Below are 15,199 nucleotides of genomic sequence, written 5' to 3' on the forward strand. Positions count from 1 at the left end.
GCGTCCGACGGCGGCGTGTGCAGGCCGCGCAACGAGCCGAACGCGGAACCGGCCAACGTCACCACCAGCACCGCGCTCTGGTGCACCAGGAAGATCGGCAACGCCCGCGCGTTCAGCGCCCGCGCGATCGGCCTCCGGGCCAGGGACGCCGGCCGGACCAGCAGCACCAGCCCCACCTGCGCCAGCGCCAGGGCCAGCGCGGCGGCCGACGGCGGCGACAGGTTCGACTCCGCCGCGCCGGGCACGCCGACCGCGCTCACCGGGTACCCGGCGGCCAGCAGCGACGCGAACGCCACCCCGCCGCCCACGGCCAACGCCGCACCCCACGAACGGCGGTGACCCCGCTGGGCCGCGAGCACGCCCACCTGCCACGGCGCCCACCACACCGCGACCGCGGTCACCCAGCCGACGTCCACCCAGCCGACGTCCACGGCTACCAGCACGACCGGGATCACCACGCCCCACCACCCCAGTCGCCGCAGCAACGGCGTGCAGGCCGACAGCACGACGTACACGCCGAGGAACCACAGCGGCGTCATGACGAGGTACCCGACGGTCATCACGGTCTGCTGCGACAACCCGCGCATCGACAGTCCGAACAGGACCGCCACCCACGCGCCGAGCAGCACCGCCACGGGCGGCACGAGCTTGCGCACCCGCGACCACCACGGCGCGCCCGAGCGCACCGCGCCGAACCCGCCGGTGAAGAAGAACAGACCCAACGTCTGGAGCACCCAGGTCGCCGGCGCCAGCTCCGGCATCCACCGCAGCGGGCTGTCGACCACCAGCCCGTCACCCGTCAGCACCACGGCCGTCACCAGCCAGTGCCCCAGCACGACCCCGGCGATGGCGACGGCCCGCGCCGCGTCGACCACCGGATCCCGGCTCACGGCGTCTCCCCCGCCGCGATCCGGGCCAGGGCGCGCAACGACGCCGTGCCCTCCCGGAAGTACTCGTCGTGCCCGATGTCGCCGACGTCGAGCACCCGCGCGCCGAACGCCGGGTCGACCGGGTCGGCGCCGTGCCCCAGGTCGCCCAGCCGCACCGCCGGCACCCAGCGCGTCCAGTCCCGGCCGCCGCGCGCCGCCCAGACCCGCGCGCCGGACGTGACGGCGTCCACCCGCACGCCGGGCGACCCGAGGAGCACCACGTCGTCCACGGTCGGCTGGGCCAGCCCGCACACCACGGACCCGTAGCTGTGGCACAGCAGGTGCACGTGCCCGGGCAACGTCCGCACGTACTCGTCCAGCGCGACCGCGCCCGCCCGCGCCAGCCGGCCGCCCGCCGCGTCCACGCCGAGCCCGGACGGCGTCCGGTACCCCAGCCACGCGACCACCGCGACGTCGTCCCGCCCCACGGCGGCGTGCAGGTCGCGCGCCATCCGCCCGACCGTCGCGCCGAACCGCCGTCCGTCCACATCGGACCCCGGGACCACGACGGCGACGTGCGCGGCCCGGGAGAGGTCGCCGTGCACCTCGATCCGGGGCGTGAACGGCGGCGGGTCGCCACCCGGCACCGCCAGGACCAGCAGCGCGGCCACCAACGCGATCTTCTTCGGCATGGCGTCGACGCTAGGGAGACCACGCCGCGCGGATCGTCACCCCGCGGTGCCGATCCCGAGGCCCTACCCGGGTACCACGAGGCCGGACTCGTAGGCCGCGATCACGGCTTGCGCGCGGTCGCGCAGGCCGAGCTTCATCAGCACCCGGCTCACGTGCGTCTTCACCGTCTGCTCGGCCAGCACCAGGTGCGCGGCGATCTCGCCGTTCGACAGGCCCTGCGCGATCAGCCCCAGCACCTCGGTCTCCCGCTCGGTCAACGCGGACAGCGCGGCGGGCTTGACCACCCGCACCGGCTGCGCCTTCACGAAGTCCTCGATGAGCCGCTTGGTCACCGAGGGCGCCAGCAGGGCCTCGCCGCGCGCCACCACCCGCACCGCGGCCAGCAGCTCGCTCGCGGGCGCGTGCTTGAGCAGGAACCCGCTCGCACCGGCCCGCAACGCCTCGTAGACGTAGTCGTCGAGGTCGAACGTGGTCAGCACGAGCACCTTGACCGGGTCGTCGGCCAGCAGCCTGGTCGCGGTCAGCCCGTCCATCTCCGGCATCCGCACGTCCATCAGCACCACGTCCGGCCGCAGCCGGCGGACCTCGCCGACGGCGGCGACGCCGTCGCCGGCCGACCCGACCACGCTGATGTCCGGCTGGGCGTCCAGCAGCGCGGAGAAGCCCTCGCGCACCATCTCCTGGTCGTCCGCCACCAGCACCCGGATCATCGCCGGCCCACCGGAACCGTCGCCCGCACCGCGAACCCCCCGTCCGAGGTCGGTTCGGCGGTCAGCGAACCGCCGTGCACCGCCACCCGTTCCCGCATGCCCCTGAGCCCGTGCCCGCCGCCACCGCCGAGCGACGGCCCTCCCACCGTGTTCCGCACGACGACCCGCAGCTCGTCGTCGACCAGGTCGACGGCCACCGACGTGGTCGAGCCGGGCGCGTGGCGACCGGCGTTCGTGAGCGCCTCCTGCACGATCCGGTACGCGGTCAGGCCGACCGCCCCCGGCACCTCGGCGTCGGTGACGGCCGCGTCGGCGTGCAGCGACCTGATGTCGGCCAGCCCCGGCTGCGGCGTCCGCTCGGCCTGCCGGCCGGACTCCCGGAGCACACCGAGCAGCTGCTGCATGTCGGTGATCGCGGCCCGGGCCGCCGCACCCAGCTCGGCGAACTCCCGCTCGCCGGCCTCGGGCAGGTCCGCGATCCGGTAGGGCGCGGTCTCGCACCGGACCACCACCAGCGACATGTGGTGCGCGACCACGTCGTGCATCTCGCGGGCGATCCGGGCGCGCTCGACCAGCGCCGCCTTCTCGTCCTGCTCCGCGTGGAACCGCCGCTCGGCCCGGCCGCGCGCGCCCACCGCGTACCCGAGCACGAGCACCACCAGCAGCAGGGCGATGTCCTGCAGGACGTCGGCGCCCTGGTCCATCGCGAGCAGCACGGCGCACGTGATCGACGCCACGAGCAGCACGACCCGGCCGCGGTGCGCGGTCGCGACCGCCAGCAGCACCGGCACGTACCACCACCACTGCCAGCTGCCCAGGACCGACGGCTCGGACGGCATCAGCAGCCGGGTGGCCACCAGGCCGGCCGTGGCCAGCCGCCACGCCACGAGCGTGGAGCGCAGGGTCAGCGCGGTGCTGCCGGCGACGACGGCGAACAGCAGCGGCCACCAGCCGTCCGGGTCCTCCGCCGTGACGTAGTCCGAGCTCACGCCCGTCGCGATGATCAGGCCGTAGAGCAGCACGAGCGCCACCAGCGGGTGGCGGAAGCGGAAGCCGTCGAAGACCCGCGACCGGTCGCGGAACAGCACGACCTGGAGGACAGTGCGGATCACGGCCCCGATGCTAGGCGGCGGGACCGCGTCGGCACATGCCACCAGGGTCTGTCATACCCGGGTACGACGCGCCCGACCGCGCCATACCCGAGAGGCGGCGCGCCGGACAAGCCGTTGCGGTGGGCGAACGCCACCGGGTAGGCAATATGCAGAGCTGTGCGCCCCTACTCCGTGTTGGAAGATGGCTGAATGCACCCGCAGCAAGATCCGGATCGCTGGTCGCGGCTCCAGGCCGTGGCCGGTGAGGCCCTGACCGCAGCCAAGGTCGGGGAGGACGCGGTCGCGGTCGACCTCGTCACCGGGTACCTCAGCGGCTCGCCCGAGGGCAACGAGGAGATCCGGGAGCTGGTGCTCCTGCTGTTCTCCGAGTGCAGCGACATGGTCGCCGCGCTCGGCTCGGGCGGTGCGACCCCGGTCAAGATGCAGGTCTTCGACGAGGACGGGCAGGAGGTGCCGATCGACGACGCCGACCCGCCGGTGCGCACCGCGATCCGCACGCTGCTCGCCGAGGTGCACGGCGACCAGGAGGCCGCGGCCGAGCAGATCGAGATCGCGCTGGCCAACGGGCAGCCGCAGGAGCTGGCCACGGTGGTGCTCCAGGCCCTGCGGTGGACGGTGAAGCTGGCCGTGGAGTGCGGCCTGCGCGACCTGCCCGTGTCGCCGTGGATCGCGACCGCCCTGGACGAATAGTCCCCTTCGCCCGGTTCCGCCGCGCCTCGTCGCCGGCAAAACAGTAAAGAGCCTTGCCTTTTTATTTGGTCTAGACCACTCTCCGAGGTGGGCGCGATTCACCCTGCCGATCCCGCCGAGGAGGACCCCTTCATGTCACGACGAGCGCTGTCACGGCGCACGAGCGCGCTGCTCGCAGCAGGCGCGATAGCCGTAGGTTCACTGATCGTCGGCCCGGCCGCGCAAGCGGCGCCGGGCGTCACCGCCACCTTCGCCAAGACCCAGGACTGGGGCAGCGGCTTCGAGGCCAAGTTCACCGTCGCCAACGGCGGACCGTCCGCCATCAGCTCCTGGCGCGTCGAGTTCGACCTGCCCGCGGGCACCTCCCTCGGGTCGTACTGGGACGCACTTGTCACCCGAACGGGTGATCATTACGTGGCGTCCAACCGCGAGTACAACGGCGCCCTGGGCGTCGGCGCGTCGGCGAGCTTCGGCTTCGTCGGCACCGGTTCCGGCGCGCCGCTCAACTGCACCGTCAACGGGGCTCCCTGCACCGGTGGCGGCGGCGGCGACACGGTCGCGCCCGGAGCGCCCGGCTCCCTGCGCGTCACCGGCACCACCAGCAACTCCGTCTCCCTGTCCTGGACCGCGTCGACCGACAACGTCGGCGTGACCGCGTACGACGTGTACCGGGGCACGTCGGTCGCCACCACCGTCACGGGCACCACGGCCACCGTGACCGGCCTGAACGCCTCCACCGCGTACACCTTCGCGGTGCGTGCGCGCGACGCCGCGTCGAACACCTCCGGCCCGTCGAACCAGGTCTCCGCGACCACCCAGCCGGGCACCAACCCGACCGGCGGGCGCGGCGCGCCCTACCTGTTCCTCGGCTGGGGCAACCCGCCCGCGCCTGCCACGATCATGAGCGCCACCGGCGTCAAGTGGTTCACCATGGCGTTCGTGCTGTCGTCCGGCGGCTGCAACCCCGCGTGGGACGGCAACCGGCCGCTGGCCGGCGGCATCGACGCGCAGGCCATCCAGCAGATCCGCGCGGCCGGCGGGGACGTCGTGCCGTCGTTCGGCGGGTGGAGCGGCAACAAGCTCGGCCCGAACTGCTCGACCCCGCAGGCGCTGGCCGGCGCGTACCAGCAGGTCATCAACGCCTACGGGCTCAAGGCCATCGACATCGACATCGAGAACACCGACGAGTTCGAGAACGCCGCCGTGCAGGACCGGATCCTGGAGGCGCTCAAGATCGTCAAGGCGGCCAACCCGGGCATCCAGACGATCGTCACGTTCGGCACCACGACCACCGGCCCGAACTCGTGGGGCAACCGGCTGATCGAGCGGGCGGCGGCGATCGGCGCGGGCGTCGACGTGTTCACGATCATGCCGTTCGACTTCGGCAGCTCGAACATCGGCACGGACACGATCAACGCCGCCACCGGGCTGAAGAACAAGCTGAAGGCCACGTTCGGGTGGTCGGACGCGCAGGCGTTCGGGCACGTCGGCATCTCGGGCATGAACGGCCTGTCCGACCAGCGCGAGGTGACGACCACCCAGACGTGGACGCAGCTGCGCGACTGGTCGAAGTCCAACGGGCTGGCCCGGTTCGCGTTCTGGGCGGTCAACCGCGACCGCGGCGGGTGCGACGGCCAGGTGTCGTCCACGTGCAGCGGCATCCCGCAGGCCGACTGGGAGTTCACCCGCATCACGGCCGGGTTCTAGCCGGTTCCGAGCAGTTCCGAGACCAGCTTCGACACCTGGTCGACCTCGATGAGGAACGCGTCGTGGCCGTAGGGCGAGGTCACCACGCGCAGGTCGCCGGCGCCGGGCACGGCGTCGGCGACCTCGGCCTGCTGCCGCAGCGGGTACAGGCGGTCGGAGTCGATGCCCGCCACCAGGGTCCTCGCCGTGACCCGGCGCAGCGCGGCCCGCACACCGCCGCGCCCACGCCCCACGTCGTGGCTGTTCATGGCCTCGGTGAGGGTGGCGTAGCTGGCCGGGTCGAACCGGCGGACCAGCTTGTCCGCGTGGTGGTCCAGGTAGGACTCCACCTGGAACCGGCCGTCCGCGCGCTTCTCGCGGCCGAACCGGGCGGTCAGCTCCGCCTCGCCCCGGTAGCCGACGTGCGCGATCCGGCGGGCCACGCCGAGGCCGCCGACCGGGTCGAGCCGGATGGCGTGCAGCTGGGCGGACGCCAGCGCGATGTGCTCGGCCGTGGACGCCGCCGGCGCGGCCAGCACGAGCAGGGCGCGCACCCGGTCGGGCTCGGACACCGCCCACTCCAGCGCCCGCATCCCGCCCATGGAGCCGCCCAGCACGGCGGCCCACGCGTCGACGCCCAGCGCGTCGGCCAGCAGCACCTCGGCGGCCACCTGCGTGCGCACCGTGAGGCGGGGGAACCGCGCGCCCCACGGCCTGCCGTCCGGCGCGGTCGCCCACGGCCCCGTGGTGCCCTGGCAGCCGCCCAGCACGTTCGGCGCGACCACGAACCAGCGCTCGGGGTCCAGCGCCCGCCCCGGCCCGACCAGCCCGTCCCACCAGCCGGGCGTGGGGTGACCCGGTCCGGCCGGGCCCGCGACGTGGCTGTCGCCGGTCAGGGCGTGCAGCACCAGCACCGCGTTCGACCGGTCCGCGTTCAGCGCGCCCCAGGTCTCGTAGGCGATCGACAGGCCGGGCAGACCGGGCAGCGCGCCGCCGCGCAACCACCGGCGTCGCCCGTTCGGGTCCCCCTCCCGCCACCCGCCGGCGGTGGGAGGGGTCTTCCCGGAAGTGGACCCGTGGCTCACCGCACCGACTTGGCGGCGCGGAACCCCGCCTCCAGGTCGGCTTTGAGGTCCTCCACGCCCTCGATGCCCACCGACAGCCGCACCAGGCCGGGCGTGACCCCGGAGACGACCTGCTGCTCGGGCGTGAGCTGGCTGTGCGTGGTGCTGGCCGGGTGGGCGATGAGGCTGCGCACGTCGCCGATGTTCACCAGTTGGCTGAACAGCTCCACGCCGTCCACGAACGCCCGGCCCGCCGCCACGCCGCCGTGCAGCTCGAACGACACCACGCCGCCCGCGCCGGTCGGCAGGTACTTCTGCGCCAACCCGTGCCAGGGGCTCGACGGCAGGCCCGCGTAGTGCACCTTCGCCACCTCGTCGCGCGCCTCCAGCCACCGGGCCAGCTCCAGCGCGTTCGAGGAGTGCTTGTCGATGCGCAGCGACAGCGTCTCGATGCCCTGGATGATCAGGAAGCTGGTCAGCGGCGCGATGGCGGCGCCGGTGTCGCGCAGGCCCTGCACCCGCAGCTTCGCGGCGAACGCGCCGTGCCCGAGCGCGGGCCAGTACCGCAGGCCGTGGTAGCTGGGGTCGGGGTCGTTGAAGTCCGGGAACCTCGCCGCGTCGGAGTACTCGAACGTGCCGCCGTCCACGACCACGCCCGCGACCGCGGTGCCGTGCCCGCCGAGGTACTTCGTGGCCGAGTGGACCACGATGTCCGCGCCGTGCTCGATCGGCCGCACGAGGTAGGGCGTGGGCACGGTGTTGTCCACCACCAGCGGCACGCCCGCCGCGTGCGCCACCTCGGCGACCGCCGCGATGTCCAGCACGGTGCTGCGCGGGTTGGCCAGCGACTCGGCGAAGAACAGCTTGGTGTTCGGCCGCACGGCGGCGCGCCAGGCGTCCAGGTCGTCGGGGTCGTCCACGAAGGACACCTCGATGCCCAGCTTGGGCAGCGTGTAGTGGAACAGGTTGTAGGTGCCGCCGTAGAGGGAGGCGCTGGAGACCAGGTGGTCGCCGGCGCGGGCGAGGTTGAGCACGGTGGCGGTCTCGGCGGCCTGGCCCGACGCGAACGCCACCGCCGCCACGCCGCCCTCCAGCGCGGCGACCCGCTGCTCGAGCACGTCCTGCGTGGGGTTGTTGATGCGGGTGTAGATGTTGCCCGGCTCGGCCAGGCTGAACAGCGCCTCGCCGTGCGCGGAGTCGCGGAACACGAACGACGTGGTCTGGTAGATCGGGGTGGCACGCGCGCCGGTCGTGGGGTCCGGCGCGGCGCCGGAGTGGACCTGCTTGGTGTCGAAGGACCAGGACATGCTTGGTGGCTCCTTGTCTGGCTCTGGTTTTTCCGGCACGCCGAAGACACCGGTCGTGCGGGGTTGTCGGGCTGGATCAGCCGAGGCGACAAGCCGTGCCGCTGACGCGCACGCGGTCCACGTGCCGACGGGCCACCAGCGGGATCATGCGCTGAACGTAGCGCCGGGTCACCGTCCACGACAGGGCGTCCACGACTTGGGACGCTTAGGGTTCGGTGCATGCGCACCGCACTGATCGGCTACGGGCTCGGCGGAGCCGCCTTCCACGCACCGTTCCTGTCCACCACGCCCGGCTTGGCGCTGGCCGCCGTCGTCACCGGCAACCCCGAGCGGCGGGCCGAGGTGGCGTCCCGCTACCCGGAGGCCGAGCTGATCGCGTCCGTGGACGAGGTGTGGCGGCGCGCCGACGAGTTCGACCTGGTCGTGGTGACCACGCCGAACCGGCACCACGCCGCGCACGCGCGGGCCGCGCTGGAGCACGGGCTGAACGTGGTGGTGGACAAGCCGTTCGCGCCGTCGGCCGCGCGGGCGCGGGAGCTGGCGGACCTGGCGGCGACCCGGGGGTTGCTGCTGGCGCCGTTCCACAACCGGCGCTGGGACGGCGACTTCCGCACGGTGGCGCGGCTGGTGCGCGAGGGCGCGTTGGGGCGGGTGCACCGGTTCGAGTCGCGGTTCGAGCGGTGGCGGCCGGAGGTCCGGGAGGGGTGGAAGGAGTCCGGCGACCCGGCCGACCTGGGCAGCATCGTGTTCGACCTGGGCACGCACCTGGTGGACCAGGCGGTGGCGCTGTTCGGGCGCCCGACGCGCGTGTACGCGGAGGTGCGGACGTTGCGCGCCGGCGCTCGCGCGCACGACGACGCGTTCCTGGCGCTGACCCACCCGTCCGGTGAGGTGTCGCACCTGTGGGCGTCGGCGCTGGCGGCGTCGCAGGGGCCGCGGTTCCGGGTCTTGGGCGACCGGTCGGCGTACGTGAAGCACGGGATGGACCCGCAGGAGGAGGCGTTGAAGGCGGGCGCGGTGCCCGGCGGGGAGGGGTGGGGCGAGGACCCGGTGGAGCAGTGGGGCGTGCTCGGGACGGAGCCGGTGCGCACCGAGCCGGGGGCCTACCAGGACTTCTACGCGACCGTCGCCGCTGGTCAGGCGCCGGTGCCGGTGGCCGACGCGGTCGCCGGGCTGGACGTGGTCGAGGCGGCGTTCGAGTCGGCTCGTTCGGGTGAGGTCGTCTCGCTCGCCTGAGCGTCTTGCTTCCTGAATCTCTCAGTGACTAAGATTCTTAGTCATGGGAGACGACAGGCGTGTGCAGGTGCTGGTGGTCGGGGCGGGGCTCAGCGGGTTGACGGCGGCGTTGTTCCTGGCGCAGCAGGGCGTTTCGGTGCTGGGCATCTCCAAGCACCGGGGGACGTCGCCGCACCCGAAGGCGACCGGGCAGACGCACCGGACGATGGAGGTGCTGCGCCGGGCCGGCGTCGCCGACGAGGTGCTGGCCGGCGAGGCGGGCCTGGGCGGCGGGCTGGTGATCAAGGTCGCGGAAAGCCTGCGCGGACGGGTGTTTCACTCGATCGTGCACGAGGACGACGAGTGGGACGCCACGCTCAGCCCCGAGCGCCCGGCGTTGGCGAGCCAGGACCACGTGGAGCCGGTGCTGCTGCGCCGGGCACGCGAGCTGGGTGCGGAGGTGCTGTTCGAGACCGAGTTGGTGTCGTTGGCGCAGGACGACGACGGGGTGACGGCGCGGGTTCGCTCGGCCGGGCACGAGTACACCGTCCGGGCGGACTACGTGATCGGCGCGGACGGGCACCGGGGCGTGGTGCGCGGGTTCGCGGGCATCGGGCGGCAGGGGCCGGGCGAGCTGACGCGCCACGTCGGCGTGGTGTTCGACGCCGACCTGACCGCGCACATCGTGCCCGACAAGCTGACTTTGTTCTACTTGCGGAACCCGGCGTTCACCGGGGCTTTCGTCGCGACGAACACCGCGCGGCGCAACGTGTTCACCATCGAGTACGACCCGGCGCGGGAGTCGGCCGCGGACTACCCGGTCCAGCGGTGCGTCGAGCTGCTGCGGATCGCGACGGACGCGCCCGACCTGGAGCCGGACGTCCTGGAGGTCACCGCGTGGGAGATGGCGGCGTGGGTGAGCGACCGGTTCCGGGCGGGGCGGGTGTTCCTGGTCGGCGACGCGGCGAAGGTGACGCCGCCGACCGGCGGGCTCGGCGGGAACACGGCGATCGGCGACGGGTTCGACCTCGCGTGGAAGCTCGCGGAGGTGCTGAAGGGCGAGGCCGGGGTCGGTCTGCTGGACAGCTACGAGGCCGAGCGGCGGCCGTACGCGAAGCTGGTGGTGGACGGGTCGTACGCGAACTACGTGCAGCGGTTCGCGCCGCACCTGGCGGGCCCGGACGTGCCGGCCGAGGTCGACCCGATGCACCTGACCCTGGGCTACCGCTGCCGTTCGAACGCCGTGCTGATCGAGGACACCGACCCGTCGCCGATGGAGGACCCGGCCAACCCGTCCGCCCGTCCGGGCTTCCGCGCGCCCCACGTCGTGGTGACCCGCAACGGCCGTGAGGTGTCCACTGTGGACCTGTTCGGCGCCTGGACCCTGATCACCCTGAACCCGGCCTGGCGCGCCGTTGCCGCGCCGTCCCTGCACGTCCCCGCCATCACCGACCCGACCGGCGCCCTGTCGGCCCGCTACCGGATCGGCCGGACGGGCGCCGCCCTCATCCGCCCCGACGGCGTCATCGCCCACCACACCACCAATCCCCCCGCCTCCCCCACCGCCCTCACCACCACCCTCCACACCCTGAAATCCCTCTAACCGCGAGAGTCCAACCTCCACACCGCGAGAGTCCTACGTTCACAGCGCGAGAGTCCTACGTTCGCGGCGCGAGAGTCCTACGTTCGGAGCACCTGAATTCAACACTCGGCATACCGCGCGGTCGGTCCGAGCGTTGAATTCAGGGTGCGTGAACGTTGGACTCTCGCGCCCTGAACGTTGGACTCTCGCGGGGGTCAGGGGTGGCGGCGGAGGGTTTCGCCGATGGCGAGGAGGGAGAGGGTGCTGATCACGGCGCCCACGACCAGGTAGAGGGAGATCGGCCACGAGGCGTGGGTCGGCGTGACGCCGAGGAGCCACGTGGCGATCACCGGCGACAGGCCCCCGCCCAGCACGGCGCCAAGCTGGTAGCTCAACGAAACGCCGCTGTACCGCACACGGGTGCCGAACAGCTCGGCGTAGTAAGCGGGCATGGGGCCGAAGACGGCGGCCGAACCGGTGAAGGCCACCACCATCGCCAGCACGACCAGGCCGGTGAAACGGGTCTCCAGCAGCCAGAACAGCGGGAACGCGAACACGCCCAGGAACGCCGCCCCGCCGAGCATCACGGGCAACCGACCCACCCGGTCCGACAGCCGCGCGAACACCAGGATCGCCACCGCCTGCGCGAACGCCCCGATCAGCCCGGCCGTCAGCAGCGTCCCCCGCGCCATCCCGAGCTGGCGCGTCCCGTACGACACCGCGAACGTCGCCACCACGAAGATGAACATGTTGAACCCGAGGTTCACCCCCGCGCCCAGCAGCACCTTCCGCCACGACTCCCGCAGCACCACGGCCACCGGCAGCCGCACCGCGCCCGCCGACTCCCGCGCCTCGCGGAACACCGGGCTCTCCTCCACCGACAACCGCACGTACAGCCCGACGGCCACCAGCACCAGGCTCAGCAGGAACGGCACCCGCCAGCCCCAGCTGAGGAACGCGTCGCCGGACACCGCGGTCGACGCCGCCATCGCGCCGTTGGCCAGCAGCAGCCCGATCGGCGATCCGAGGAACGTCCAGCTGCCGTACCACCCGGTTCGCCCCGCGGGCGCGTGCTCGACCGCCATCAACGTCGCGCCGCCCTGCTCGCCGCCGAGGAAGAACCCCTGCACCACCCGCAGCAGCACGAGCAGCAGCGGCGCGGCCAGCCCGATCGAGGAGTACGTCGGCAGCAGCCCGATGGCCGCCGTGCACAAGCCGGTCATCGTCAACGTCAGCACCAGCATCGACCGCCGTCCGAGGCGGTCGCCGAAGTGGCCGATCACCACCCCGCCCAGGGGCCGGGCGAGGAACCCCGCGCCGAACGTGGCGAACGCCAGCAGCGTGCCGATGCGCGGGTCGAAGGACGGGAAGAACAGCTTGTCGAACACCAGCGCGGACGCGGTGCCGTAGAGCAGGAAGTCGTACAACTCCACCGCGTTCCCGGCGGAACTGGCGAGCGCCACCCTGCGCACCTCGGAAGCCATCCACCCACCCTGGCCCGCGCGGGCGCGCAGCCACCTCGACAGTGAGCCACGTCACATCAGATCACTTCGACAATTACCCACGGGTAGCGCAACCGGGCAGGGCCGACCTGAGTCGATCTTGCCGGAAACCACACGATCCGGTGAGATGCCTGGAGTTCAGCGGTAATCGGCGTCCAGGCTGTGGAGCATGGCACCACTCCCGTTGTTCGCGGCGATCGCCGCGCTGATCCCCGCGTTCTCCGCGCCGGAGTCCTCTTTCGTGCTCAGCGTGCAGCGCGCCGACTCAGTCCTCTTCTCGAACCTGACCTGCGAGCCCGCCGGCGGGCTGCACCCCAGGGCGGACGAGGCGTGCCTCGCGCTGTCCGATGTGGACGGCCAGGTCGACGGCCTGTCGACCGGCCAGGGCCTGTGCACGCTGGAGTACGACCCGGTGCGCGTCACGGCGTCCGGCACGTGGCGCGGCGAGACTCGGTCGTTCGAGGCCGAGTTCGCGAACCCGTGCGTCATGCGCGCGGAGACCGGCCCGGTCTTCGACTTCTGACCCGGCGACCGGCACCGGGGCAGCACACCCGTGGAGGGCCCGCGACACCGCCGCCGAAGTCGTGGCCCTCCACGGGATCGTGCGAAGGTCCTCGGACCTCTCAGGCGACCGTAGGGACTACCGCACCCGAACGTCAACACTCTTCACACTCGTGAAACGGGGACGCCACACGGCACTACCCGAAACCACTACCGGGTGATCGCCTCCCCTGAGCCATCCGTGTGATCGGACCTTTCCGTCAGACACGCACCGTCTCAGGAAGCCCGTTCTATCCTCCGCGCGAACCGCTTGGGGGAAGACGTATGGGTGATTTCCTGCTGTACACGGTCGGTGTTCCGACGACGTTCCTGGCGCTGGTGCTCGGCATGGCCCTGGCCGCGCGCCGCATCCTCGGGCTCCACGTCGGGTTGATCCGCACCACACTCGCGTGCATGGTCGGCCTGTCGATGAGCGAGGCCGCGCTGAACGCCATGCCGGGCCCGGAGACCACGCCCGCGCTGGCCACCGTGCAGGTCGGCATCGCGCTGCTGATGATGATCGCGCTGCTGACCTTCGCCGAGATCGTGGTGCCGACCGGGTCGATCCCGCCGCCCACCGAGTGGTGGCGCGCCCTGCGCGGGCGGATCTCGCGCGCCCGCCGCTACTCCCGGATCACCGCGATCGCGTTCCGCCACGGCCTCGGCCCCTACCTGCGCGGGCGGGAGCGCACCGACACCCGGTTGGCGCGGTCGCTGCGGCTGGCGCTGGAGGAGGGCGGTGTCACGTTCGTCAAGCTCGGCCAGGTGCTGTCCACGCGGCCGGACCTGCTGCCGCCGGACGTGGTCGACGAGCTGGCGCTGTTGCAGGACAAGGTGCCCGCGGCGCCGTGGCCCGCGGTGCGCGAGGTGCTGGTGGCCGAGCTGGGGCAGCCGCCGGAGGACGTGTTCGCCGAGTTCGACGAGCGGCCGATCGCCGCCGCGTCCGTCGCGCAGGTGCACCGGGCACGGCTGAAGTCCGGCGAGGACGTGGTGGTGAAGGTGCAGCGGCCGGGCGTGCGGCGGGTCGCCGAGGCCGACCTGGACATCGTGATCCGGCTCGCGTCGACGATGCACGACAAGACCCGGTGGGGCAAGGCGATCGGGGTGCGCGACCTGGCCGCCGGGTTCTCCGCCGCGTTGCGCGAGGAGCTGGACTTCCGGGTCGAGGCGCGCAACCTGGCGGCCGTGCGGGCGGCGTCCGACGGCACGGACGTGGTGCTGCCCGCCGTGCACGAGGACCTCTGCACGGCACGCGTGCTGGTCATGCAACGGCTGGACGGCGCGCCCGTGCGGTCGGCGTCGCTGGAGTCGGTGGACCGGGACGCGCTGGCCCGCACCCTCCTGGACGCGCTGCTGCGCCAGGTGATGCTCAACGGCGTCTTCCACGCCGACCCGCACCCCGGCAACATCATGCTGCTGGGTGACGGCAGGCTCGGCATGCTGGACTTCGGCTCGGTCGGCCGGATCGACGCGCAGCTGCGGTCCGCGCTGGGCAAGCTGCTGCTCGCCATCGACCACGGCGACCCGGCCGGCCTGCGCGACGCGCTGCTGGAGCTGGTGGCGCGGCCCGACGAGATCGACGAACAGCAGCTGGAACGCGCGCTCGGGCAGTTCATGGCACGGCACCTCAGCACCGGGATGCGGCCGGACGTCGAGATGTTCGGAGACCTGTTCAAGCTGGTCTACCGGTACGGGCTGAGCATCCCGCCGGAGATCGCGGCGGTGTTCCGGGCGCTGGCCACGGTGGAGGGCACGCTGGCCGCGTTGTCGCCGGGCTTCAACATCGTGGTCGAGTCGCGGTCGTTCGCGGACAAGCAGTTCAGCGCGCACCTCACACCCGAGTCGCTGAAGCGCACCGTGACCGAGGAGCTGCACGCGGTGCTGCCCATGCTGCGGCGGCTGCCCCGGCGGGCGGACCGGATCTCCAGCGCGTTGGAGCAGGGCCGGCTGGGGCTGAGCATGCGGCTGTTCGCCGACGAGCGCGACCGGCAGTTCATCGTCTCGCTGCTGCACCAGGTGATGCTGACCGTGCTCGGCGCGACGGCGGGCGTGATGGCGGTGCTGCTGCTGGGCGCGGACGGCGGGCCGCGGGTCGGTCCGGACATCTCGCTGTTCCAGGTGTTCGGCTACAACCTGCTGGTCATCAGCGTGCTGCTCGGGCTGCGGGTGGTGGTGACCATCTTCCGGCCACGCGGTTGACGTGGCCGGTTTGCGGTGCAAACCTGATTG

General features: G+C 72.7%; 12 protein-coding genes and 1 pseudogene. 6 read left to right on the forward strand and 7 right to left on the reverse strand.

The genetic code is table 11. The features are described 5' to 3' along the window. Nucleotides 1–2: 2 nt before the first annotated feature. The 4 genes and pseudogenes from IOD16_RS41595 to IOD16_RS31785 form a co-directional block, all read right to left on the reverse strand. Nucleotides 3–890 (reverse strand): annotated as a pseudogene (locus tag IOD16_RS41595) (acyltransferase family protein); the annotation flags it as partial. After that, nucleotides 887–1,561, reverse strand: a complete 675-nt coding sequence (locus IOD16_RS31775; protein WP_123745617.1) for an alpha/beta hydrolase — start codon at nt 1,559–1,561, stop codon at nt 887–889. The gene IOD16_RS31775 and the pseudogene IOD16_RS41595, both read right to left, overlap by 4 nt. A 63-nt stretch (nt 1,562–1,624) precedes the next feature. Then, nucleotides 1,625–2,272 (reverse strand): response regulator, encoded by a 648-nt coding sequence (locus tag IOD16_RS31780; protein WP_201437466.1) that lies wholly within the window; start codon nt 2,270–2,272, stop codon nt 1,625–1,627. After that, entirely contained in the window at nt 2,269–3,384 is a 1,116-nt protein-coding gene (locus IOD16_RS31785) for a sensor histidine kinase (RefSeq protein WP_201437467.1), read from the reverse strand. The genes IOD16_RS31780 and IOD16_RS31785 overlap by 4 nt, the downstream gene beginning before the upstream one ends. Nucleotides 3,385–3,573: 189 nt before the next feature. Here IOD16_RS31785 and IOD16_RS31790 point away from each other — a divergent pair, with 189 nt between their 5' ends. Both IOD16_RS31790 and IOD16_RS31795 read left to right on the forward strand, forming a co-directional pair. Then, nucleotides 3,574–4,074 carry a hypothetical protein gene (locus IOD16_RS31790; RefSeq protein ID WP_201437468.1) on the forward strand — a complete coding sequence of 167 codons (501 nt, stop codon included), beginning with the start codon at nt 3,574–3,576 and terminating at the stop codon, nt 4,072–4,074. A gap of 132 nt (nt 4,075–4,206) precedes the next feature. Then, nucleotides 4,207–5,781, forward strand: coding sequence for a cellulose binding domain-containing protein (locus tag IOD16_RS31795; RefSeq protein ID WP_201437469.1), 1,575 nt, complete (start codon nt 4,207–4,209; stop codon nt 5,779–5,781). Here the strand turns inward: IOD16_RS31795 and metX are convergent. Both metX and IOD16_RS31805 read right to left on the reverse strand, forming a co-directional pair. Continuing rightward, nucleotides 5,778–6,845 carry a homoserine O-acetyltransferase MetX gene (gene metX, locus IOD16_RS31800; RefSeq protein WP_201437470.1) on the reverse strand — a complete coding sequence of 356 codons (1,068 nt, stop codon included), beginning with the start codon at nt 6,843–6,845 and terminating at the stop codon, nt 5,778–5,780. The genes IOD16_RS31795 and metX overlap by 4 nt on opposite strands. Next, nucleotides 6,842–8,131 carry a bifunctional o-acetylhomoserine/o-acetylserine sulfhydrylase gene (locus IOD16_RS31805; protein WP_123745611.1) on the reverse strand — a complete coding sequence of 430 codons (1,290 nt, stop codon included), beginning with the start codon at nt 8,129–8,131 and terminating at the stop codon, nt 6,842–6,844. Before IOD16_RS31805 ends, metX begins: the two co-directional genes overlap by 4 nt. A 219-nt stretch (nt 8,132–8,350) precedes the next feature. Here IOD16_RS31805 and IOD16_RS31810 point away from each other — a divergent pair, with 219 nt between their 5' ends. Then, nucleotides 8,351–9,367: a Gfo/Idh/MocA family protein gene (locus tag IOD16_RS31810; protein WP_201437471.1), complete on the forward strand. Its 1,017-nt coding sequence runs from the start codon at nt 8,351–8,353 to the stop codon at nt 9,365–9,367. 43 nt (nt 9,368–9,410) lie between these two features. Then, entirely contained in the window at nt 9,411–10,949 is a 1,539-nt protein-coding gene (gene rdmE / locus IOD16_RS31815) for an aklavinone 12-hydroxylase RdmE (protein WP_201437472.1), read from the forward strand. Nucleotides 10,950–11,143: 194 nt separating this feature from the next. Here rdmE and IOD16_RS31820 read toward each other — a convergent pair whose 3' ends face one another. Next, complete coding sequence (locus tag IOD16_RS31820) at nt 11,144–12,412, reverse strand: MFS transporter (protein ID WP_201437473.1); 1,269 nt, start codon at nt 12,410–12,412, stop codon at nt 11,144–11,146. A 187-nt stretch (nt 12,413–12,599) separates the two neighbouring features. Between IOD16_RS31820 and IOD16_RS31825 the strand changes: the two genes are divergently transcribed. Together IOD16_RS31825 and IOD16_RS31830 are read left to right on the forward strand one after the other, a co-directional pair. Then, nucleotides 12,600–12,953 carry an SSI family serine proteinase inhibitor gene (locus tag IOD16_RS31825; protein WP_201437474.1) on the forward strand — a complete coding sequence of 118 codons (354 nt, stop codon included), beginning with the start codon at nt 12,600–12,602 and terminating at the stop codon, nt 12,951–12,953. Between the two features lie 302 nt (nt 12,954–13,255). Continuing rightward, nucleotides 13,256–15,169, forward strand: a complete 1,914-nt coding sequence (locus IOD16_RS31830) for an ABC1 kinase family protein (protein ID WP_201437475.1) — start codon at nt 13,256–13,258, stop codon at nt 15,167–15,169. Nucleotides 15,170–15,199: the final 30 nt, after the last annotated feature.

The organism is Saccharothrix sp. 6-C (assembly GCF_016695385.1).
Classification (GTDB): domain Bacteria; phylum Actinomycetota; class Actinomycetes; order Mycobacteriales; family Pseudonocardiaceae; genus Actinosynnema; species Actinosynnema texasense.

Excerpts from the sequence above, each read along its gene's own strand:
- IOD16_RS31775 (WP_123745617.1), bottom strand. The coding sequence starts at position 1,561 with ATGCCGAAGAAGATCGCGTTGGTGGCCGCGCTGCTGGTCCTGGCGGTG.
- IOD16_RS31780 (WP_201437466.1), bottom strand. The coding sequence starts at position 2,272 with ATGATCCGGGTGCTGGTGGCGGACGACCAGGAGATGGTGCGCGAGGGC.
- IOD16_RS31790 (WP_201437468.1), top strand. The coding sequence starts at position 3,574 with ATGCACCCGCAGCAAGATCCGGATCGCTGGTCGCGGCTCCAGGCCGTG.
- IOD16_RS31795 (WP_201437469.1), top strand. The coding sequence starts at position 4,207 with ATGTCACGACGAGCGCTGTCACGGCGCACGAGCGCGCTGCTCGCAGCA.
- IOD16_RS31805 (WP_123745611.1), bottom strand. The coding sequence starts at position 8,131 with ATGTCCTGGTCCTTCGACACCAAGCAGGTCCACTCCGGCGCCGCGCCG.
- IOD16_RS31810 (WP_201437471.1), top strand. The coding sequence starts at position 8,351 with ATGCGCACCGCACTGATCGGCTACGGGCTCGGCGGAGCCGCCTTCCAC.
- rdmE (WP_201437472.1), top strand. The coding sequence starts at position 9,411 with ATGGGAGACGACAGGCGTGTGCAGGTGCTGGTGGTCGGGGCGGGGCTC.
- IOD16_RS31820 (WP_201437473.1), bottom strand. The coding sequence starts at position 12,412 with ATGGCTTCCGAGGTGCGCAGGGTGGCGCTCGCCAGTTCCGCCGGGAAC.
- IOD16_RS31825 (WP_201437474.1), top strand. The coding sequence starts at position 12,600 with ATGGCACCACTCCCGTTGTTCGCGGCGATCGCCGCGCTGATCCCCGCG.
- IOD16_RS31830 (WP_201437475.1), top strand. The coding sequence starts at position 13,256 with ATGGGTGATTTCCTGCTGTACACGGTCGGTGTTCCGACGACGTTCCTG.